This is a genomic window from Pseudomonas sp. NMS19W (assembly GCF_051554255.1).
Lineage (GTDB): Bacteria > Pseudomonadota > Gammaproteobacteria > Pseudomonadales > Pseudomonadaceae > Aquipseudomonas > Aquipseudomonas kribbensis.
This window is the reverse complement of record NZ_CP136718.1, coordinates 3,213,839-3,235,863: the sequence shown is the minus strand read 5'-3', so window position 1 is coordinate 3,235,863 and position 22,025 is coordinate 3,213,839. Positions and strand designations below refer to the sequence as shown.

Below are 22,025 nucleotides of genomic sequence, written 5' to 3'. Positions count from 1 at the left end.
GCATTATGGCGGCGCCCGACAGGTAAAGGACGCATAGGAAGAGTGGTGCTGGTTTCAGGAAAACACCTGGCCAATGCTCCGACGCTTGGCATGCAATTCACTGGCATGAATCAACTGCTCCAGATCCTCCGGCGTGACATCGATGAACGCCTCCATATCGGCCAGCGCCAATTTCAGATCCTCGGCCGTGATGGACTGAATATCGACCGGTGCCACGGCCGGCGCCGGTTCGGCGGGGCGTTTCGGGTAGCGGATTCGGGTCAGGTTGTTGTAGGCCAAAGCGGCCAGCAGCATGCACGCGGCGCTGAGCATCACCGGTTCCAGGGCTTTCCAGTCCATGGCGATGGTCGTCGGATCGGCCAGCACCATGGTCAAGGCCACCGCACCCGCCGGCGGGTGCAGGCAGCGCAGCCAGCACATCAGGATCAGCGCCATGCCCGCCGCCAGGCAAGCACTGCCCAGCGTTCGGCCAAGGACATGAGCCACCAACAACGCAACGACGCCCGCACACAGGTAACCGCCAATGATCGACCACGGTTGGGCGAGGGCGCCGGAGGATACGGCGAACAGCAACACCGCCGACGCACCCAGCGGGCCGATCAGGTGGTAGGCCACTTCGATGCCGAACACCTGACTGCAGGCCCACACGCTGAACAGCGTGCCGAGTGCCATGCCGATGGCGGCACGGCTCCATTCCGTGGGGCGGGTGTTGATGGCAGCGGGCAACCAGCGAGCGAGCATGAAGAAGCGATCCTTTGAAGAAAACCGAAGGCAAAAAAAGGACTTGTCCGTCAATCCGGAAAGTCCTTCGAAGCGTTCCAACTATTGGGGGAGGAACGCGCACAGTGTGCCAAGCAATCTCGATGCTGACAAATTCATATAAATGCATCTTCAGTGCATTATTTATGAAGTAAAGCCACTCGCCGCCCGCTCATGAAGCACAGGAATCCGCCCATCGCGGTCAGCGCGCTGAGGGCGTAGAACATGGTCGGCGCCGGCGTGTGCATCAGCAGGAAACCGCAGATCACTGGACTCAAAGCACCGCCCAATGCTGCGAGGTTCTGCGCGCCGTAATAACTGCCGCGCAATTCTTCCGGGGCCAGGGTGTCGACGAACAGGAATTCCGACGGGTAAATGATCATCTCGCCGAGGGTGAAGATGAACATGGCGATACACCAGCTCACCAGGCTGTCGGCGAGGCTGAAGCCGATCAGGCCGAGGATGAACAGACTGGTGCCGGCGGCGATCCAGTAGCGCAGTTTTTCCCGGTTGAGGAAACGACCGATCTGGTATTGCAACAGGATCACCGCGATGGCGTTGCAGGCGAGCAGGGCGGCCATGGTTTGCAGCGCACGCTGCGAGTCTTCGACCACCAGCAGGTATTGCGACAGGTACAGCGTGAAACGCCCGTGAACCACGGTGCTGAGCAGACAGCCGCAGGTGAACATGATCAGCGTGCGATCGTTTTTCAGGGTAATCAGGGTTTTCAGGAAGCTTTGCGGCTGGCCGATGGCGGCGACCGGGCTGGCGTCCCTGGGAATCCCGATCATGAGGAAGATGCTGCCGAAGGCTATGCCGGCGGCAATCAGGAACGGTGCAATCGGGTACACCCCGGCGATCACCACACCCAGCATCGGGCCGGTGGCGTAGCCGATGTTGGTCAGGGTGTAGCGCAGGGAAAATGCCTTGGCCCGCTGACCCATGGGCAGGTTTTCACTGAGGATCGCCTTGGAACCGATCAGGAACAAAGCCGAGGCGGTTTCGGTGATGACCAGGGTGGCGGTCGTCAGGTACAGGTCTTTGGCGAAGGTCAGCAGCACGAAGCCGATGGCGCTGGAGAGCATCGCCAGAATCAGCAACCGGCGTTTTTCCAGCCGGTCGATGATGTAGCCGCCGTACAGCGCGAGCAGGGTGGCGATGAACACCGCGATGCCCAGCAACAACCCGACGTCCTGTTGGTTGAGGCCGAGTTTGTTGCTCAAAAACAGAGTGAGCAAAGGGCTGGTGATGGCGCGGCTGACGACGATGGTCAGCGAAACGATCATCAGGCGGCGGATAACGAGCGAGTAGGTGGCCACGGAAAATCAAATGTCCTTATTCGGTTAACAGGTGCTCGAGATCGCGCACGGAATCCAGCGTTTGCAGTTGCCGCAAATGCGCCAGTAACGGCTCGGCTTTTGCCAGTGAAATCACCCGCAACGCCAGACTGAAAAACTTCTCCTCCAGCGCCGCCTCGCTCAGCGGATTGCCTGGCGCGCCCAGCGGCACCTCGACACACAGGCTCGCCTGACGGCCGTCGCGGGTTCGAACAATGACCACCGGCTCGCCATCCTCCGACAGACGCTCATCCACTTCAAGGCGAATGCGCGTCAGCCATTGAGCAATGCGCGGATCGTTGCGCGGCTGTTCATCGTAAGCCTCAAGCCGACAGTGCCCGTGTACCAGTAGCGCGGCGAGGGCGTAGGGCAGGCTCATCTGCGCGGCGGCCAGACTGCGGGTGTCGCGACCGCCGCACATGTCGATCAGAAAGCCGCACAGGTTCACCTGGATGTCTTCCACCTGATCGGCGCCGATCTGCAATTGCTCCAGCAACAAACCGAGTGCATCGATCGCCGAATGGGTGCCACGGCACGCGGCGTGGGGTTTGATCGAACAGCGCGCGAGTTTCCAGACATGGCCCAATTCAGCATCCAGCGCATCCGGTTGCGCGCTACCCGGCGCGAGGGTCTTGAGAAAGCCACCCCAGACATCATCGAACAACACCGACGGCCCACTGACGCCTTCGCGAGCAAAACGCGCCGCGAGCAATCCACCTTCTGCAGCGCGTCCGCTGTGCAGTTTCTTGCTTTGCGAACCGTCGTGGATGAACGCCCACAACCCGCCGCTGAAACTGCCGGCAATGCCCAGTGCCGACACGGTTTGCCCGACATCTAGCGCAAAGATCCGTGCACAGGCCGCCGCCGCGCCGAACACGCCGCAGGTGGCGGTGGAATGCCAACCGGCGCCGTTGTGGGCCGAATAACTGCCGCAGGCTTCCAGCACCCGTCGGCCGATTTCATAGCCGATCACCACGGCGGTGATGAACTCGCGACCGTCCACCGGCCGATCCACCAGCGACAGTGCCGCCATCACCGCCGGCAGCACCACCGCGCCGGAATGATCGCAGCCGCCGGTGTCGTCCAGCTCCAGCGCATGGGCGCCGATGCCGTTGAGCAACGCCGCATGCCCGGCGCCGACACGCAGTGATGAACCCCAGACCAGTGCGGTGCCCGGTTCGGCGCCGAACACCTGCCGTGCCTGAAGCGCGACCGCACTGTCGGCCCCGGCCAGCGCCGCGCCAAAGGTATCCAGAATGTGCCGTTTGGCTTGTTCCACCAACGCCGGGGGCAGATCTTCAAAGCGGGTCTCGACGCAAAACTGCGCCAGCCGCTGCATGCGTTCAGTCATACGAGTTAGTCCCGATAATGGCGCTCATACACTGACGCCGGGTGATCCTGCGCGACCGGCGCTGCCGATTGCTTCCACCATTGTGCGACTTCGGCGCCGGTGGCGATCCACACGTCGTCATGCTGCTGAATGCCTTGCAGCAATTCACGCAACACACCGATACGCCCCGGCGTGGCGATGATTTCCGGGTGCAGGCGCAGCACATAGCACAGGCCGAAGCGGTGGAACCCGGCGAAGTCCATTTGCAGGTTGCCCAGGGTGTGGCTGTAGGAGGCGATCCGCGATTGCGCCGGCGGCACGGCCGGGCTCAGGTTGAAGGCAAAATAGGGTTCGTCTTCGAGTTCGTAATGCAGCGGCAGCTCGACCACTTCGGGCGCGGTCGGGTGACAGAACGGCAGGTCATCGCCACGCCATGACGAAGACCAATGAATGCCGTGATCTTTCAAGGCCTCAATGAAGTCCGGCGCGCCGTTACCCGCAGGAATCCGGAAACCGGTCGGACGTACGCCGGTCAAGGCTTCCAGCGCTGCGCAGCCTTTGGCGACTTCCGCACTTTGTGCCGCCAAATCCAGCGTGTCGTAATCTTGATGACGGTAACCGGCGCAGGCGATTTCATGACCGTCAGCCTGTATCGCGGCAATGTGCTGCGGATTTTCCTCGGCGACGATGCCGGGCACGAACCAGCTGCTGTGCACGCCGAGTTCCCTGAACAGGCCGAGCAGGCGCTCGACACCCCGTTGCGTGCCGTAGCGCCACACCGAGAGCGTCTTGTCACGCCCGGCAACTTCCGGGGCCTGAGTGAGAATGCCGTGGATGTCGTTGTAGTCGACAGTCAGCACCACCGCGCAGCGTTTGCCGGCGGGCCAGAGATTGTTCGCGTCAGCCATGGTGATGCTCCTTCAGCCACCAGCGGGCGACGTCGCGGCAGGTGGCGAACCACACGTCATCGCGCTGGCGCATGTGTTCAAAGAGTTTCTCCAGCAACAGGATGCGCCCTGGTTTGCCGGTGATTTTCGGGTGGAACAGCGTGGTCAGACACAGGCCTTCGTCCATCGCGCCGTCGTACTCGCGTTGCCAGTTGTCGAGGGTCAGTTCGTAGCTGGCGGTGCGGTCGAGCCCGGACGGGAAGTTCGGTGCGCGGGTGTAGGCGAGCGAGGCGTAGTCGTCCATTTCCCAGCGGCCGGGGATCTCCACCAGCGGCGTGTCGTGGCCGGGGACGTTGACCAGATACGGGCGATCATCGCCGCGCATGCTGCTGGAATAGATGACACCGTTGTCGGCCAGCATCGCCGGGGTTTCGGCGCGCCAGTCGCCGGACGGGGTGCGAAACCCCTCGGCGCGGATGTGCAGGTACTGCCAGAAAATATCGCGAGACTTGTTCATCACAGCCTGCTGCTGATCCAGCGTGAGGGCGTAGAAGGACTCGTGTTTGTAGCCGTGGTAGGCGACTTCATGACCGCGTTCGACGATGGCCTGGCACTGTTTCGGCCAATTTTCCACGACCCACGCGGGGACGAAGAAGGTGGTCGGGATCTTGAAGGTGTCGAGCAGATCCAGCAGGCGTGGCAGGGCGCGGTAAGGGCCGTAGCCGCCGAAGCCGAAGTACTCGGGTTTGCGCCAGATCGAGCCGTTGAGCATCGCATCGCCGGTCGGGCCGTCGAGGTCGAAGGCCAGGGCGAGGCAGGCTTTGTGCTGGTCGGGCCAGGTGGGTTGTTGAGGGGCGGACATGGGTGTGGCGCTCCGATGGTATTGACAAGCTTTCCCTCACCCCAGCCCTCTCCCGGAGGGAGAGGGAGCCGATTGAGGTGTTCTTCAGGGTTACATCGACCTGAAAAACCGAGTCGAACTCAGGTTCTAAAAAATCAAGTCGAAGTCAGATTTTGAACAGCACCCAAATCGGCTCCTTTCCCCCTCGCCCCCTTGGGGGCGGTCCGACGTTTCGGGAGGGCTGGGGTGAGGGGGAAGCGATCTTGAACGTTACTTGCCGGCGTTGACGGTCACCGTCTGAATGGCACCCAACTCCAGATCCCACTTCTTCAGAATCGCGCCATAACTCCCGTCATCCACCATGCTCTGCAACGCCACCTTCACCGCTTCACTCAGCTCAGGCTTCTTCTTGCTCACACCCAACCCGGTGAACTGCACGGAGATCGGCTGGCCGACCGTTTTGTACATGTCCTTTTCCTGGGTCTTGAGGTACGACAGGGTTTCGCTGCCCTGCATCGCCGCGTCAATGCGGCTCTGGCGCAGTTGGGCGCGGGCGTCGGCCGAGCCTTCGGTGCCGATCACGTTGATTGCCGGTTTGCCTGCGGCCTCACAGTGCTCCTTGCTCCACGCGGCGATTTCCGCCGGAAACGTGGTGCGGCGGCTGGTGCCGACTTTCTTGCCGCACAGGTCGGTGATTTCGTTGGTCGCGGTGTTCTTCTGCAAGGTGTAGAACTGCGGGCCGCTGGTGAAGTAGTCAACGAAGGTCACACTGGCCTGGCGCTCGGCAGTGTCGGTCATGCCCGACAGCACGATGTCCACACGGTCGGTGGTCAGGGCGTTGATCATTTGCTCGAAGCCGGTTTCCTGCCACTTGATCTTGATCCCGAGGCGCTCGGCCAGGGCGTTGCCCAGATCGTAGTCAAGGCCGGTGAGCTTGTTGGTGGCCGGATCCTTGAAGTCCATCGGCGGATAGTTGGGCATGATCGCGACGACGATCTCGCCTTTTTCCTTGATGCCGGCCGGCAATTCGGCGGCGAAGCTGATGCTGGAAGCCATCAGGCCTGCGAGTACTGCTGGGATAACGAAGTTCTTCATGGACGTTCTCTTATGAGTGTTGTGAAGGCCAAAGGGGCCTCAGGTTCGAACGGCAGAAATGAAGCTTTGGGTGCGCGGGTTTTGCGGACTTATTAGTATTTCTTCGGGGCTTCCAGCCTCCACGATCTGCCCGCCGTCCATGAACACCATGCGGTTGGAAACCTCCCGGGCGAAGCCCAGTTCATGGGTGACGACGATCATGGTCATGCCGGTCTGCGCCAGATCGCGCATCACCGACAGCACCTCACCGACCAGTTCCGGGTCGAGTGCCGAAGTGGGTTCATCGAACAGCATCAGCTTGGGTCGCATGGCCAGGGCGCGGGCAATCGCCACTCGTTGCTGCTGACCGCCCGACAATTCGATCGGGTAGCTGTCGCGTTTGTCGGCCAGACCGACCCGGGTCAGCAGTTCCAGGGCTTCTTCGTGTGCCTCCTTGGGCGAACGCTTGAGCACCTGGCACGGGCCTTCGATGATGTTTTGCAGCACAGTCATGTGCGGAAACAGGTTGAAGCGCTGGAACACCATGCCGGTGGCCAGGCGCTGGCGGGCGATCTGCGATTCGTTGAGCTCGTGCAGCTTGTGCCCGACGACGCGGTAGCCCACCAGTTCGCCATCGACCCACAGACCGCCCTTGTCGATCTTTTCCAGCTGATTGACGCAGCGCAGCAGGGTGCTCTTGCCCGAGCCGGACGGGCCGATGATGCACAGCACTTCGCCTTGCTCGACCTCGATGTTGATGTCCTTGAGCGCGTGGTACTGGTCGTAATATTTGTTCAGGGCCACAGCCTTGACGATGCTTCTCATGTTCGATTCTCCTGCGCGGCTTACGAGCGCTTGCCGGCGCCGCGAGCGAAACGACGCTCCAGACGGCTTTGACCAAAGGACAGGACGGTGACGGTGGCCAGGTACCAGATACCGGCGACGATCAGCAGCTCCATGACCCGGGCGTTGGCGTAGTAGATGTTCTGGGCGTTGTAGAGCAGTTCCGAGTACTGGATCACGCTCGCCAGCGAGGTCATTTTCACCATGCCGATGAATTCGTTGCCGACCGGCGGAATGATGATGCGCATGGCCTGCGGCAGGATGATCCGGCGCAGCGCCTGCAGGCGCGGCATGCCGATCGACTTGGCCGCTTCGTACTGGCCGGTGTCCACCGACAGCAGGCCGGCACGCACCACTTCAGCGGTGTAGGCGCCCTGGTTGATGCTCAAGCCGAGCAGGGCGGCCACGAACGGCGTCATCAGACTCACGGTGTCGAGTTCGAACAGGCCGGGAATGCCGATGGTGGGGAAGATCAGCGCCAGGTTGAACCACAACAGCAGTTGCAGAATCAGCGGCGTACCGCGAAACAGCCAGGTGTAGGTCAGCGCCACGTAGCGCAGGATCGGGTTGGCCGACATGCGCATGATCGCGGTAATCACCCCGAACACGATGCCCAGCGCCATGGCCAGCACGGCCATGATGATTGTGTTGAGCAGGCCCCACATGATCGCTTCGAAGTCAGGAACTGGCCGATGTACGACCATTCGATTTTGCCTTCGGCGAAGGCCCGTACCAGGCCAATGATCGCGATCACAATCAACGTGGCGAAGAAGATTCGCCCGTAATAGCGCCGTGGCACATGCTGGTACTGGGTGATGTCGAACTGGTTTTCCGCCAGTTTGCGCTCCGCCTGGAGTCGTTCTGCCTGAGTCTGGCTCATGGTGTTTCTCCGTACACTGTACTTTTCGATCAACCCCCTCCCGGTAGGAGAGGGATCCGGCTCAGAGGCGGAAGCCTTGGTAGTTTTCGGTCCACTGTTGTTGCGCAGCGAGGGCGGTTTTCAGGCGGCCGATCTGTTCGCGCACCTGTTGCGGCGCGGTGCCGCCCCAGCCGCTGCGGGCAGCGATGGCGGCTTCCAGGGTCAGGCTGTCGCGCACATCTGCCGTCAGGCGCGGGTCGATCTCGGCCAGCAGCGCCGGCGAGGCTTCCCACAATTCGAGGTTGTGTTTTTCGCAGGCCTGCACCAGCGCGCCAGTGATTTCGTGGGCTTCCTTGAACGGCACGCCGCGCACCGCCAGCCAGTCGGCGACTTCGGTGGCGAGGGTGAACCCCAGCGGTGCCTGACGCCGCAACTCCTCGACGTTGACGGTCATGGTCGCGACCATTCCGGCCATCGCCGGCAGCACCAGCAGCAGGGTGTCGACGCTGTCGAGCACGCCGTTCTTGTCCTCGCTCAGGTCGCGGTTGTACGACAGCGGCAGGGATTTGAGCGTCGAGAGCAGGCCGGTCAGGTTGCCGATCAGGCGGCCGGCCTTGCCCCGTGCCAGTTCGGCGATGTCCGGGTTTTTCTTCTGCGGCATGATCGAACTGCCGGTGGCGTAAGCGTCATCCAGATCGACCCAGCGGAACTGGCGCGACGACCACAGGCAGAACTCTTCGGCCAGACGCGAGATGTTGATCCCGAGCATGCTGGCGATGAACAGGAATTCGGCGACGTGATCGCGGCTGGCCACGGCGTCGATGGAGTTTTCGCAGACCCCGGCATAACCCATTTCCTTGGCTGATTGCTGCGGCTGGCGAGCGATCGCGGAACCGGCCATGGCCGCGGCACCGAGTGGCGACAGCGAAGTGCGCGCGTCCCAATCCACCAGTCGCTGCACGTCACGCAGCATCGATTGCGCGTGGGCCAGCAGGTGATGGGCGAACACGATCGGCTGCGCCTGCTGCAAGTGGGTAAAGCCCGGGCAGATGCTTTCGACGTGCTGTTCAGCCTGATCCACCAGCGCCGATTGCAGAGCCAGCACTTCCACGGCCAGGGTACGCACGTGATCCCGCAGGAACAGGCGCAGATCGTTGGCGGTCTGGTCGTTGCGCGAGCGGCCCGCGCGTAACTTGCCGCCCAGAGCGCCGAGGCGTTCGGTCAACAGGCGCTCGATGAAGGTGTGAACGTCTTCGTCGTCCAGCGTCGGGGCGATGCGCCCGGCAGCGAAATCGGCACCGATGCCGTCCAGGGCTTCGATCATCGTGCGGGTTTCCTGCTCGTCGAGCAGGCCGGCACGTTGCAGTTCCCCGGCGTGGGCCTTGGAGCCGGCCAGATCGTACGGCGTCAGGCGGAAATAGCGCTCGGGGCAACGGGAGAGGGCCGCCAGGGCTGCGGACGGGCCGCTTTTGAAACGGGCACCCCAGAGACGGTCGGTGGTTTGAGACATTTGTTGTTTTCCTCGTCGGTAACGCGAACTGAAATCGGTGTGCCGGGCCTTTCGAACACGCTGAAAAGTCAGCGCGCGGAATCAGGCCAAAGCAGTTTTCAAGAGGGCAGTTGCAAAGAGACAAGAGCTGATCGAAGTGTCAGCTTTTAATGTTTGGCGATCAGTGAGTTGGCACTGATGTTCGGGATTTTTTGGCGGTTGCCAAGGCTTGTTTTCTGTGATCATTATTATTAGCCGGCGATGTTTTTGTTGTTGGACACAGATTGTTGAACATTGCGCCAGAGGTAAATCAGCATTATGGAAACCCCACTTTCCAATTCCGGAAACCCGCCGCTGAAAACGGCTCACCGAGCGCCACTGGCCCTCAGCGGACTGGACTTCAAACTGCTCAAGGTGTTCAAGGCCGTGGTTGAAGCGGGAGGCTTCAGCGCCGCGCAAAACGAGCTGAACGTGGGCCTTGCGGCCATCAGCAAGCAGATCTCCGACCTGGAAATTCGTATCGGTATGCGCTTGTGCACCCGGGGTCGTGAAGGGTTTCACCTGACCGAAGAGGGGCGTCTGGTGTATCAGGCGTCGATTGATCTGTTCGCATCGGTCGACAACTTCCGGGATCGGCTTAGTTCAGCGCAGAACGAACTTATTGGCGATCTTGGAGTGGGCGTTATTGATAATACGATCAGTGACCTTAATTCACCGTTAGTTGCTGCGCTTAAAAAGATAAATGAAGAGTCGCCGAAAGTAAGATTTCAACTTCAATCCACTCAGCTGGATGAGGTGGAAAGAGGCGTGGTAGAAGGGCGCCTGGTGGCGGGAATAGTGCCGGTTTATCAAAAACGGGAAGAGTTTGATTATTACCCGTTATATGAAGAACGTTCGGAGGTTTACTGCGCTGTCGGCCATCCATTGTTCGACATGCCGGAAGCTCAAATGAACAGCGACGTGCTGCAGGATTACGAGTGCATCAACCACCGCTACGCGATCCATCGCGACAAACTCAATTTTGCCCGCTACGACAGTTTTTCCGCTTCGGCGACCCAGGTTGAAGCCGTGGCGCTGCTGATCAAGACCGGGCGCTTTGTGGGCTTCCTGCCCCGGCATTACGCGGCCACGCTGGTGGCGGCGGGGCAGTTTCGCGCAGTGCTGCCGGAGCGAATCAACATCGCCACGCCGTTCAATCTGATCCTGCGTCACAACACCGTGCGCAGTCCGTTGGTGAAGGCGTTCGCTCAGGCGTTGGGCGTTGATCTGAAAGCGCCGCTGTAATTCAGCCGAGCATCAATCGCATCGCGCAACGTCGCTCACCGGGCAAACCGTGGGCGATTTCGTCGCTGAGTATCTCGATCAAACGCGGCCCGGCATCCACTTCGTTCAATGGCACAAAACCCATTCGTTGATAGAACGGCGCATTCCACGGCAGGTCGCGGAAAGTGGTCAACGTGACCGCCTCAAGTTGCTGCCGTCGCGCGTGTTCAATCACGCCCAAGAGTAACTTGCGACCGATGCCCTGGCCCTGAAAGTGTTGGCTGACGGACAGCTCTTCAACGTGCAACTGGTTGTCGATTTCAACGGCCCTTAAAAAACCGGCAAGTTGTCCGACAGTATTTTCTGCAATCCATACATGTCCCTGCTCGATGGCCTGCAAATGCTGCGCGGCGTCGGGTACGTCGCTGTCGGCCAGCCAGGCCAGTGCAGGATCCAGACGAAACAGTTCGGCGGCCGAACGTTCGATGGCGGGGAGGGTGGCCGCGTCTGCGGGCCGGGCGGGGCGAATGAGAAAGGTCATGCGGGTACTGCCGATGGCTGCGATCCTGGGAAGCTCCGCAAGATCGCAGCCTTCAGCGAGGTCTACAAGGGTTTCAGGTACAACAGCACGTAATCGTTCTTGTCGAAGCGACCGCTCAGTACCGGTTGCAGGCTGGACAGCGGTGTGCCTTGCAGTGACTGCATATCCTTGCTGTCCATGATCAGCCAGGCCGGACCCTGGAGTGCTTCCAGTTGCTGAACGGTTTCGGTGAACTGCGGTTGCAGGTCCTGCTCGACGTTGACCATGAACTTGATCGCCTTGGCGTCCTTGCCCATGCCGTGCAGCACCAGCGGGGCCGGGTTCTGTTGAACCTGGGCGAACGCCGCACGACTGAAAGAACGGGTGTCGTAGAGCGCGCGTTCCACCGGCTCGAACACGGCGGCATAGACTGTCCACAACGCCAGTACGGCGCTAAGGGCCAGCACTTCGGCACGCCAGCGCGGCTTCCACAGTCGCGACAACGCCAGCAGTTGCAGCACGCCCAGCACGATCAGCACCGGCATGACACCGGTCAACAACTCCGGAAATTTGCGCCGGGCAACCAGCAGGGCAACGATCAGCAACAGCGGCGTCAGCAGCCACAGGGCCTGAATGATCCCGCGCAGCCAGGCGAATACCCGACCGTGAGCCACCTGGAACGGATACGCGGCGATGATCGCGGCCATCGGCAACATCGGCAGCAGGTAACGCGCCTTCTTCGCCTGTGGAATCGACAGGCCGACCATGACGATCAGCCCGGCCGCCGCGCAATATTGCACCAGGCGCAAGGCCGGTCCGCGCTGATGCGGTTTGCTCAGCCACGCCGCCGCCAGAACCAGCAGCGCCAACGGGTATGCCAGTGCGTAGTTGCCCAGCGAACTGGTGAAGTAGTACAGCGAACCGCTGACACCTTCACTGCCATCCATGCGCCCCATGAACTGCATGCGGATCACGTCTTGCAGGAAAGCCTCGCCGCCGCTGAGCTTGGCCAGCCACAACAACAGGCCGACACACGCCGCGAGCAGGATCGACGCCAGCACACCGAACACGAACAGCCGTGTCCACTGACGGTTGAGCAGGTAATAACTGCAGAGCATGCCGGTCGGCACCACCAGCCCGATCGGCCCGCGAATGCCGAAACCCAGCAGCAACAGGACGAAAATCAGCGGCCAGCGCCGGCCGGAGCCGAAATGGTCGTGCGCGTAACCCAGGTAGAACACCGACAGCGCGACGGCGGCCAGCATCAGGTCTTGCGACACCGCGCGGACTTCCGTGATGAAGGTGCTGGTGAGCATCAGCAGCGCAATGCTGATCAATGCCCAGCGCTGCGAATGCACCGCCAGCAAGCGGTACATCAACATCACGATCACCCCGCCGGCAATGGCGCTGGGCAACCACGCGGTCAGGGTATTGATCGCGCCGAAAGGCAACGCCAACAGCCAGATGAACAACGTCGATAACGCCGAATAATCGGCGTACGGCTGGCCGTAGGTGGTCGGGAATACCGTCGGCCCGTGTCGCAGCATCTCCTGGGCAAACAGTACAAAGCGTGAATCAAAGCCAATGGGTGCCTGTCCATAAACCCCGGCAATAAACAACAACAGTGCCAGCAGCCCTGCGATCAGGGACTGCCGGCGGATGGCAGGCGACAACGTAATCAAGCGACGTCCGCAGTGTTGGGCCATTGTTGCAGCGGGATCGGCAACTTGCGCGAGTCCCCACGGCCGATCGGGAAGTACTTGAAGCCATTGCGCGACAGACGATCGGCGTCGTACAGGTTACGGCCGTCGAAGATCACCGGATCCTTGAGGCGTTGCTGGATCAGGTCGAAATCCGGCGCCTTGAACTGTTGCCATTCGGTGCAGATGATCAGCGCGTCGGAACCGGCAAGCACCGATTCAGGGGTGCCCATCAGCATCAGTTTTTCTTCGTTCGGGTACAGATGCTGGGTTTCCTGCATCGCTTCCGGGTCGAACGCGCGAACGCTGGCGCCGGCGGCGAACAGCGAATCGAGCAGCACACGGCTTGGCGCGTCGCGCATGTCGTCGGTGTTCGGTTTGAACGCCAGGCCCCACAAGGCGAAGGTCTTGCCACGCAGATCACCCTTGTAGAACGCATTGATGCGATCGAACAGCTTGTGCTTCTGACGTTCGTTGATCGCTTCGACCGCTTGCAGCAGGTCGCTGGAGCAATGGGCCTGTTCGGCACTGTGGATCAGCGCGCGCATGTCTTTGGGGAAGCACGAACCGCCGTAGCCGCAGCCCGGATAGATGAAGTGGTAACCGATGCGCGTATCCGCGCCGATGCCCTGACGGACCGACTCGATGTCGGCGCCCAGGTGTTCGGCCAGTTCGGCGATCTGGTTGATGAAGCTGATCTTGGTCGCCAGCATGCAGTTGGCGGCGTACTTGGTCAGCTCGGCGCTGCGCAGGTCCATGAACATGATGCGGTCATGGTTGCGGTTGAACGGCGAGTACAGGTCGCGCATCACGTCGCGCACTTCATCGCCTTCGCAGCCGATGACGATGCGGTCCGGACGACGGCAGTCGGAGACCGCCGAACCTTCCTTGAGGAATTCCGGGTTGGAGACGATATCGAACTGCAGCGCGCGACCGGCCTTGTCCAGCGCGGCCTGGATATGGGCGCGCAGGGTGTCGCCGGTGCCGACCGGTACGGTGGATTTTTCCACCAGGATCAGCGGTTGCTCGCGATGACGGGCAACGGCATCGCCCACCGAAAGTACGTATTTCAGGTCGGCCGAGCCGTCCTCGCTGGACGGTGTGCCCACGGCAATGAAGGCGACGCGACCGTGAAGCACGGCGGTTTTCTCATCGGAAGTGAAATGTAGACGACCGGAATCCAGGCCTTCACGGACCAGGCTCGACAGGCCCGGTTCGAAGATGCTGACGTGACCCTGGCTGAGCAGCTCGACCTTCTTCTGATCGATATCCATGCACACGACATCATGGCCGACCTCGGCCAGAACCGCGGCTTGCACCAGGCCGACGTAACCGCTTCCAAATACTGTGATTTTCATGGAGCACTCCTCAAATCGGGCGCTTGTGCCGGACGAGTGTTGATAGTGATGACACCGAGCATGACCAGTGCCACGCCCAGTGATTTGGTGAAACTGAAGGATTCGTTGAACAGCGGCAGACTGGCCGCCAACAGATACACCAGCGCATAGCTGATGCTCAGCAGCGAATAGGCCCGGCCCAGCGGCAGGTCACGCAGGGCGGCGAGCCAGCAGAGCATCGACAGTGCGTAGGCGAGAATGGCCGTGAACACCACCGCCAGTGCCGTCAGATCGACACTGCCGCTGCTCAAGGCCGACAACCATTGTTCCGGCTGCGGCAGGCGCGTCATGCTCCAGCGCATGCCCAACTGGGCGCCGCTGACCAGCAAAACGCTGCCCAGCGCAAAGCCGATTCCGCGTCCCTGACTCATGACTGTTGCCCCAGCAGTGCCACGCCGCCGATCACCAGCGCCACGCCGATCCAGTGTTGGCGATCGATCGGTTCGCGAAACACGAAACGCGCGATCAGGGTGATCAGCACAAAGTTGAGGCTGAGCATCGGGTAAGCGATGCCCACTTCGAGGCGTTGCAACACCAGCAGCCAGACCAGCAGGCCCGAACCGAGTGCGAACAGCGCCAGCCACAGCCACGGCGAGCGCAGTTTGTCGGCCCAGGACGAATCGACCCCGCGCCAGCTCTCCACCGCATACTTCTGTGCAACCTGGCCCAGGCACGTCAGCAGACACGCCGTCAGCAACAGCAACCAGCTCATGACGGATCCTTGGGCAGGACAATGATCACCAGGTTGCCTTGCTCATAACGGGTGCCGTCCTTGGGCAGCAGGTCGACTTCATGCAGCTCGTCGTCGCCCTTGACCCGCATGACCACCCCCACCGAGCCGGTGCGGCGGGCATCGCGTACCCACTGCTGGACTTCATCGGTGGTGATCCGCTGTTCCGCGCCTTCGGGATAGCTCAGGCCGTACTTCAGCTCGCCCACGGTGTTGTACAACGCCACCTTGGGTTGCTTCAGGCGCCAGGCCAGTGCCGAGGCGGCACCGAGATCGTTGCTCAGCAGGTGCGTGGTGCCGGACAGTTCGTCCAGGTGATGCAGGATGAACTGGTCCGGAGTCTTGTTGGCCACCACCGACTTCGGCAGCGCGGCCGGCAGCACGCCGATCAGCAGCAGACTGCCGAGCGCCGGAGCGGCCCAGCACTGCAGCGGCAGAAACGCCTGCGCAAGGTTGGCGATGATCCAGCCGATCAGGGCAATGAACACCAGCACCATGCTGTGCAGCTCATGGTCGTACACCGGTTTTTTCAGTTGCAGGTAAACCAGTGCGATCAGCGTGACGACACCCAGCACCAGGTTAAGCAAACCGTTGATGCTCAAGGCGCGGCCCTGTTCCAGACGCAAACGGTCGGCCAGGGCATGACCCAGCAACAGCGCCAGCGGCAGCAGGCACGGCAGGATGTAGGTCGGCAGCTTGCCGTTGGCAGTGCTGAAAAATGCCAGCGGCATCACCAGCCACAGCAACAGGAAGGCAATGCCCGGTTGGGTACGGGTCTGCCAGGCTTGCTTGAAGGCCGGCACCAGCATGCCGACCCACGGCAGACTGAAGGCAACCAGCAATGGCAGGTAGAACCACCACGGCGCGTCGTGTTGAGCATCGTCACCGGCAAAGCGGCGGATGTGTTCGTGCCAGAAGAAGAACCGCCAGTAATCCGGTTCCTGACTGTGCACGGCCAGCACCCACGGCAGGCTGACGACGATCGCCACGGCAACCGCCACCGGACCGTAGATCAGCAGTTCACGCCAGCGTTTTTGCCAGAGCATCCAGGGCAGGGCGATCAGCACCGGCAGCAGCCAGGCGAGAAAACCCTTGGTCATGAACCCCATGCCGCAGGCCAGCCCCAACACAGCCCAGCTGATCACGCGTTGCCGGGTGCTGCGGCTGTCGACGGCAAACCACAGGGCGACGAGGCTCAGGTTGACCCAGAAGGTGAATTGCGGATCGAGGTTGGCATAACCCGCCTGGCCGGCAACCACCGTGAAGCTCATGTAGAGCAGGGCGCAGATGAAGCTTTTGCTCGGCTCGTTCCACAGGCGACGGGCAACCAGGAAGCACAACAGCACGCTCAAACCGGTGCTGAGGGCCGAGGCGAAACGCACGCCAAACAGGTTTTGCCCGAACAGTTCCTGGCCCAGCGCGATCATCCAGTAACCGGCAATCGGTTTCTCGAAATAACGCAGGCCCATGAAATGCGGGGACACCCAGTTGCCGCTCAGCAGCATGTCCTGGCTGATCTGGGCGTAACGGGTTTCATCGGGAATCCACAGGCCATGGGTGCCGAGCGGCAGCAGGTAGGCGAGCAGAAACAGTCCGATCAGCAGCGGCAGTGCCCAGCGCTTGCTCATGCCCCTTGTACTCCCAGCCAGCCTTCACGGCCTTCGAGGACGCCACGCTGCACACGGCCGACAGGCAATGTGTTGAGAAACTCGGGCAACAGATCGCCCAAAGGCTTGAACTCGATTTCTCGCTGGCGTGCATCGGCCAGCAAACGGCGAAAATCGTCGGCCATCAGAATCCCTTCTACTTCGGCATGAATGGTGTAGTTGTTGAGGTTGTCCGGGCGGAACCGGTCAAGGATGAAGGCGTTGAAGTCCTTCGCCGCCACGGTCGGGCCGACCACCTCGTCGAAGGTCGGCATGTCCACCGGAATCTGCGGCGCACCCACTGAACCATCGGCCAGCAGCGGTCGAAACAGCCGATTCCCGCGGCAATCGCTGTTATAGCGAAAACCGAAAGTCTCTTTGGCTTCGACCACACGCTCGTCCGCGCGCCAACCGGCGGCGGCAGAGCACTGGATTTTTTCGCCGATGATGTCGCTCAGGGTGTCGACGCCGCGACGGATCTGCTCGATCAGTTGCGCGTCGCTCCAGGTGCCGGCATTGGCCTGCCAGCCGTGGTGATCCCAGGCGTGCAGGCCGACTTCATGGCCGGCGTCCCGGGCCTGACGCATCAGGTGCCCGAGGTCGCGACCGATCGGTTTGCCCGGCCAGGCGGTCCCGGCCAGCAGAATGTCCCAGCCGTAAAGGCCGGCGGCGTTGGAACGCAGCATTTTCCAGAGGAATTGCGGACGGATCAGGCGCCACAGATGTCGGCCCATGTTGTCCGGGCCGACACTGAAGAAAAACGTTGCCTTGACCTGCGCTTCGTCGAGGATTTCCAGCAACCGGGGCACCCCTTCACGGGTGCCTCGGTAGGTGTCGACATCGATACGAAGACCTGCCTGCATTAACGCTTGTCCGCGATTTCGAGCATGGCTTCACGCAGGAAGAAGTCCAGGGTGTTGCCGATGGTCTCGCGCATTTCCACGGTCGGCTCCCAGTTCAGCAGGCGCTTGGCGTTGGCGATGCTTGGCTTGCGGTGTTCCACGTCCTGGTAACCGGCACCGTAGAACGCCTTGCTTTCCACGTCGCGGAAACCGGCGAACGGAGGGAAGTTGCTGCGCAGCGGGTGAGCTTCGAACTGACGCAGCAGTTCTTCGCCCAGCTGACGGATGCTGGCTTCGTTTTCCGGGTTGCCGATGTTGATGATCTGGCCGTTGCAGACATCGTTGTCGTTGTCGATGATGCGGGCCAGCGCCTCGACGCCGTCGGCGATGTCGGTGAAGCAGCGCTTCTGCTCGCCACCGTCGAACAGACGGATCGGGGTGCCTTCCACCAGGTTCAGGATCAGCTGGGTGATGGCGCGGGAGCTGCCGATACGGGCCGAGTCCAGACGGTCCAGACGCGGACCCATCCAGTTGAACGGACGGAACAGGGTGAAGTTCAGGCCCTTGGCGCCGTAAGCCCAGATCACGCGGTCCAGCAGTTGCTTGGAAACCGAGTAGATCCAGCGCTGCTTGTTGATCGGGCCGACGATCAGGTTGGAGCTGTCTTCGTCGAAGTTCTTGTCCTGGCACATGCCATAGACTTCCGAGGTCGACGGGAAGATCACGCGCTTGTTGTACTTGACGCAGTAGCGAACCAGTTTCAGGTTCTCTTCGAAGTCCAGTTCGAATACGCGCAGCGGGTTGCGGGTGTATTCGATCGGCGTGGCGATGGCCACCAGCGGCAGGACCACGTCGCACTTCTTGATGTGGTACTCGATCCACTCGGAGTGAATGCTGATGTCGCCTTCGACGAAGTGGAAGCGAGGATGGTCGCGCAGACGGTCGATAGCGTCGGAACCGATGTCCAGACCATAGATTTCGTAGCGGTCGTCACGCAGCAGACGCTCGGACAGGTGGTTACCGATGAAGCCGTTGACGCCCAGGATCAGCACGCGGGTGCGACGTGGCGCACGGCCGGATTCGGCGCCGCGCAGCAGCGAGCCGTCTACCAGACCCAGTTCGTTGGCCAGTTGCGGGCCGCTCAGGTACAGGCCGTTGTCGTTGCGCTGACCGGCGTTGATCACCAGCGAGTCTTCACCACAGGCGATACGCAGCGGATCGACGCTGATCACACGGCCTGGGGCCTGACCTTCGTTGCCCTTGACGACGTCGGCGCTCCAGACGATCAGCTTGTGCTCGCCCACGGCGCAGAAGGCGCCCGGGTACGGACGGGTCACGGCGCGAACCAGGTTGAACAGCTCTTCGGCCGGTTTGGCCCAGACCAGTTTGCCGTCCGCCGGAGTACGACGGCCAAATACGGTGGCCTTGGATTCGTCTTGCGGGGTTTCGGTGATCTTGCCTTGCAGCATGTTCGGCAGAGTGTCGCGCAGCAGGTCGCTGGCGGCAGTGCGCAGTTTGGCGTGCAGGGTCAGGCCGGTGTCGCTGCGCTCGATGGCAACGCGTTGCTGGGCAACGATAGCGCCGGCATCAGCGCGCTTGACCATGCGGTGCAGGGTGACGCCGGTTTCGGTTTCGCCGTTGACCAGCACCCAGTTGGCCGGAGCGCGACCACGGTAGCGTGGCAGCAGCGAGCCGTGCAGGTTGAACGCGCCTTTTTTGGCCAGTGCCAGCAGCGGTTCGCTCAGCAGGTTGCGGTAGTAGAACGAGAAAATGTACTCAGGGTCGAGCTTGGCGATGCGCTCGATCCACAGCGGGTGGTTGGCGTCTTCCGGGGCGTGGACCGGGATGCCTTTGCTGGCGCACAGCTGTGCGACCGAGGCGTAGAAGGCGTTTTCTTTCGGATCGTCGGCGTGAGTGAACACTGCTGCAATGTCGTAGCCGCTGTTAAGCAGGGCTTCAATGCCGGCGCAGCCAATATCGTGGTAAGCGAAGACAACAGTTTTTGCACTCATGAGAGAACCTGATCGGAAGTGGAATTGGAAGTAAGGCCGTCAACGGTGACCGCAGGTGCCGGGGAGGCCGGCTGGCTGCGCAACACCTTTTCAATGAAGAAGCGCGGGCGGGCGCGCACGTCGCTGTACATGCGTCCCAGGTATTCACCCAGCAGACCCATGCCGATGAACTGGCCACCGGTGAACACGAACAGCACCGCAAACAGTACGAACGTGCCGTCACCGGCCCAGCCTGCACCGAACGCCAGGCGCAGGACGATCAGCGCAACGGCGAACAGTGCGCCCAGACCTGCCATCGCGAAGCCGACGATGCTCAGCAGACGCAGCGGCGTGGTGGTCATGCAGGTGACCAGATCGAACATCAGGTTGATCAGGCGCATCGGGCTGTATTTCGAGTCGCCGTGTTCACGCTCGGCGTGGGCCACGACGATTTCGGTGGTGTGGCGGGCGAAGCTGTTGGCCAGAATCGGAATGAACGTGCTGCGTTCGCGGCAGGCGAGCATCGCGTCGATGATGGTACGGCGGTAGGCGCGCAGCATGCAGCCGTAGTCGCTCATGGCCACGCCGGTGGAGCGTTGCACCGCGAGGTTGATCAACTTCGACGGGTAGCGGCGCAGGGCCGAATCCTGGCGGTTGCCACGCACGGTGCCGACGACGTCGTAACCCTTTTCGGCTTCGGCCACCAGACGCGGAATTTCTTCCGGCGGGTTCTGCAGGTCAGCGTCGATGGTGATCACCACGTCGCCCTTACACTGCTCGAAACCGGCCATGATCGCGGCGTGCTGGCCATAGTTGCGGTTGAGGATGACCGCCACGAACGGGCTGTTTTCGCGCCCGGCGGCCTCTTCCAGCATGTTGGCCGACTCGTCGCGGCTGCCGTCGTCGACCAGCACGATTTCGTAGTCATGTTTGAGTTGGGCGCAGGCCGCCTCTGTGCGCCGAAGCAGCTCAGGCAGACTGTCCTGTTCGTTGTAGACCGGGATGACGATCGACACGCATTTAATCGGGTAAGGTCTCACGAGCGTTTGTCCATAAGAGTGGCGATGGCGCCGACAACACGATCCAGATCCTGGTCGGTCATGTCGGGGAACAGCGGAATCGAGCACAGCCGCGCCGAGTTCCATTCGGTGTTGGGCAGATACAGGTCAGGGTCACGCTGGCGGTACCAGGTGTGCAGGTGGGTGGCGATGAAATGGATGCCGGTGCCGATGCCTTGCTCCTGCAAACCTTTCATGAAGGCTTCGCGATCCATCCCGCAACGTTCGCTGTCGATGCGCAGGATGAACAGGTGCCAGGCGTGTTGCTGGGCGTATTGCGGAATCGCCAGCGGTTGTACCGGCAGGCCTTCGAGCTTTTGCAGGTACTGACCGGCCAGCTCGGTGCGGCGGGCGTTGATGGCGTCCAGACGCTCCAGTTGCACCAGGGCAATGGCGGCATTGATGTCGGCCAGGTTGTACTTGAAGCCCGGCTCCATGACCTGGGCCTGGGGCTTGCGGCCACCGGTCAGACGGTCGTAGGCATCGACGCCCAGACCGTGGAACTTGAGCATGCGCACGCGGCTGGCCAGGGCTTCGTCGTCGGTGACGAACATCGCGCCTTCGGCGCAGGTCATGTTCTTGATCGCGTGGAACGAGAAGATCGCCGTGCCGTGGGAGCCGACGTGGCGGCCCTTGTAGCGGGTGCCGGCGGCGTGGGCAGCGTCTTCGATGACGGCGATGCCGTGCTTGTCCGCCAGTGCATAGAGCGGATCCAGATCGAACGCGGCACCGGCGTAGTGCACCGGAATGATGGCTTTGGTGCGTGGCGTAATGGCGGCTTCGATGCGGGCGGCGTCGGTCATCAGGGTGTCGCGGTCGACATCGACGAACACCGGGGTGGCGCCCAGCAGGGAAATCATGTTGGCGGTGGAGACCCAGGTCTGCGACGGCGTGATGACTTCATCGCCGGGACCGATACCCAGGGCCAGCAGGGTGATGTGCATGCCGCCGGTGGCGGAGGAGAGAGCAACGGCGTGCTTGCAACCCACGTACTGCGCGAACTGTTCTTCAAGTGCCTGGTTTTTCGGCCCGGTGGTGATCCAGCCCGAGCGCAGAACCTGCTCGACGGCCGCAATTTCTTCATCGCCGATACTCGGGCGAGAGAAGGGGAGAAACGCCTGACTCATGGACACCTCATTGCGAAAAAAATGGACAGATCCATCTGTTCATCGGATCCAATCCCAGCGTAGACGCAAAAAACGGGTTTTGCATCAACGAGTTGCTTGGTAAGCATGACGTCGGGGGTTGGTTGACTTTTCAGGCGTTGCCCGGCAGGTTGGGCGGTACCGACTGAGGACCTATCTAGCTAAGGTTATTCCCGATTTTGTGAAAGGAATATGAAAAACCGGTCGGCGAATCGTTTATCTGAAATTCATACAGCCGCTGTTCAGATTTCCGCGGTTTTATCGGAAAAGTCCTACTACAAGACTCTTCCTTACTTCAAGTTCATTGCAGTTGT

The 22,025-nt window shown here is 61.4% G+C and carries 18 protein-coding genes and 2 pseudogenes; 1 reads left to right on the top strand and 19 read right to left on the bottom strand.

Going from position 1 to position 22,025, the window contains the following annotated elements; genetic code table 11:
• Window positions 1–54: 54 nt before the first annotated feature.
• The 9 genes and pseudogenes from R1A29_RS14630 to argH all read right to left on the bottom strand — a co-directional run bounded on the left by R1A29_RS14630 (window position 55) and on the right by argH (window position 9,440).
• A complete protein-coding gene (locus tag R1A29_RS14630) occupies window positions 55–741 on the bottom strand; it encodes an HPP family protein (RefSeq protein ID WP_438298701.1) in 687 nt (228 codons plus the stop codon).
• Between the two features lie 158 nt (window positions 742–899).
• On the bottom strand, window positions 900–2,078 hold the full coding sequence (locus R1A29_RS14625) for an MFS transporter (protein WP_438298700.1): 1,179 nt from the start codon (window positions 2,076–2,078) through the stop codon (window positions 900–902).
• A gap of 16 nt (window positions 2,079–2,094) precedes the next feature.
• The gene (locus R1A29_RS14620; protein ID WP_438298699.1) at window positions 2,095–3,447 is read right to left on the bottom strand and encodes an MmgE/PrpD family protein; all 1,353 of its coding nucleotides are present in this window, start codon (window positions 3,445–3,447) and stop codon (window positions 2,095–2,097) included.
• 5 nt (window positions 3,448–3,452) lie between these two features.
• Window positions 3,453–4,334, bottom strand: coding sequence for a polysaccharide deacetylase family protein (locus R1A29_RS14615; RefSeq protein ID WP_438298698.1), 882 nt, complete (start codon window positions 4,332–4,334; stop codon window positions 3,453–3,455).
• Window positions 4,327–5,175 carry a polysaccharide deacetylase family protein gene (locus R1A29_RS14610; protein ID WP_432216701.1) on the bottom strand — a complete coding sequence of 283 codons (849 nt, stop codon included), beginning with the start codon at window positions 5,173–5,175 and terminating at the stop codon, window positions 4,327–4,329. Before R1A29_RS14610 ends, R1A29_RS14615 begins: the two co-directional genes overlap by 8 nt.
• Window positions 5,176–5,424: 249 nt before the next feature.
• A complete protein-coding gene (locus R1A29_RS14605; RefSeq protein WP_438298697.1) occupies window positions 5,425–6,249 on the bottom strand; it encodes an ABC transporter substrate-binding protein in 825 nt (274 codons plus the stop codon).
• Between the two features lie 39 nt (window positions 6,250–6,288).
• Window positions 6,289–7,053 (bottom strand): amino acid ABC transporter ATP-binding protein, encoded by a 765-nt coding sequence (locus R1A29_RS14600; protein WP_438298696.1) that lies wholly within the window; start codon window positions 7,051–7,053, stop codon window positions 6,289–6,291.
• Window positions 7,054–7,073: 20 nt separating this feature from the next.
• A pseudogene (locus R1A29_RS14595) lies at window positions 7,074–7,951 on the bottom strand (amino acid ABC transporter permease).
• 61 nt (window positions 7,952–8,012) lie between these two features.
• Entirely contained in the window at window positions 8,013–9,440 is a 1,428-nt protein-coding gene (gene argH / locus R1A29_RS14590; RefSeq protein WP_438298695.1) for an argininosuccinate lyase, read from the bottom strand.
• A 297-nt stretch (window positions 9,441–9,737) separates the two neighbouring features.
• Here argH and R1A29_RS14585 point away from each other — a divergent pair, with 297 nt between their 5' ends.
• The gene (locus R1A29_RS14585) at window positions 9,738–10,703 is read left to right on the top strand and encodes a LysR family transcriptional regulator (protein WP_438301997.1); all 966 of its coding nucleotides are present in this window, start codon (window positions 9,738–9,740) and stop codon (window positions 10,701–10,703) included.
• Window position 10,704: 1 nt separating this feature from the next.
• Here the strand turns inward: R1A29_RS14585 and R1A29_RS14580 are convergent, their stop codons facing one another.
• From R1A29_RS14580 to arnB, 10 genes and pseudogenes are all read right to left on the bottom strand, one after another.
• Window positions 10,705–11,223, bottom strand: coding sequence for a GNAT family N-acetyltransferase (locus R1A29_RS14580; RefSeq protein WP_438301996.1), 519 nt, complete (start codon window positions 11,221–11,223; stop codon window positions 10,705–10,707).
• 62 nt (window positions 11,224–11,285) lie between these two features.
• On the bottom strand, window positions 11,286–12,884 hold the full coding sequence (locus tag R1A29_RS14575) for an ArnT family glycosyltransferase (protein ID WP_438302047.1): 1,599 nt from the start codon (window positions 12,882–12,884) through the stop codon (window positions 11,286–11,288).
• Window positions 12,879–14,260 (bottom strand): annotated as a pseudogene (locus R1A29_RS14570) (UDP-glucose dehydrogenase family protein); the annotation flags it as partial. The gene R1A29_RS14575 and the pseudogene R1A29_RS14570, both read right to left, overlap by 6 nt.
• A complete protein-coding gene (arnF, locus tag R1A29_RS14565) occupies window positions 14,257–14,670 on the bottom strand; it encodes a 4-amino-4-deoxy-L-arabinose-phosphoundecaprenol flippase subunit ArnF (protein WP_438301995.1) in 414 nt (137 codons plus the stop codon). The pseudogene R1A29_RS14570 and the gene arnF, both read right to left, overlap by 4 nt.
• Complete coding sequence (arnE, locus tag R1A29_RS14560; protein WP_065257283.1) at window positions 14,667–15,011, bottom strand: 4-amino-4-deoxy-L-arabinose-phosphoundecaprenol flippase subunit ArnE; 345 nt, start codon at window positions 15,009–15,011, stop codon at window positions 14,667–14,669. The genes arnF and arnE overlap by 4 nt, the downstream gene beginning before the upstream one ends.
• Window positions 15,008–16,657: a lipid IV(A) 4-amino-4-deoxy-L-arabinosyltransferase gene (gene arnT, locus R1A29_RS14555; protein ID WP_438301994.1), complete on the bottom strand. Its 1,650-nt coding sequence runs from the start codon at window positions 16,655–16,657 to the stop codon at window positions 15,008–15,010. The genes arnE and arnT overlap by 4 nt, the downstream gene beginning before the upstream one ends.
• Window positions 16,654–17,538, bottom strand: a complete 885-nt coding sequence (gene arnD, locus R1A29_RS14550; protein WP_085709968.1) for a 4-deoxy-4-formamido-L-arabinose-phosphoundecaprenol deformylase — start codon at window positions 17,536–17,538, stop codon at window positions 16,654–16,656. Before arnD ends, arnT begins: the two co-directional genes overlap by 4 nt.
• The gene (arnA, locus tag R1A29_RS14545; RefSeq protein WP_438301993.1) at window positions 17,538–19,529 is read right to left on the bottom strand and encodes a bifunctional UDP-4-amino-4-deoxy-L-arabinose formyltransferase/UDP-glucuronic acid oxidase ArnA; all 1,992 of its coding nucleotides are present in this window, start codon (window positions 19,527–19,529) and stop codon (window positions 17,538–17,540) included. The genes arnD and arnA overlap by 1 nt, the downstream gene beginning before the upstream one ends.
• Window positions 19,526–20,548, bottom strand: a complete 1,023-nt coding sequence (gene arnC, locus R1A29_RS14540) for an undecaprenyl-phosphate 4-deoxy-4-formamido-L-arabinose transferase (protein ID WP_114883231.1) — start codon at window positions 20,546–20,548, stop codon at window positions 19,526–19,528. Before arnC ends, arnA begins: the two co-directional genes overlap by 4 nt.
• Entirely contained in the window at window positions 20,545–21,693 is a 1,149-nt protein-coding gene (gene arnB, locus R1A29_RS14535) for a UDP-4-amino-4-deoxy-L-arabinose aminotransferase (RefSeq protein ID WP_438301992.1), read from the bottom strand. The genes arnC and arnB overlap by 4 nt, the downstream gene beginning before the upstream one ends.
• Window positions 21,694–22,025 lie beyond the last annotated feature (332 nt).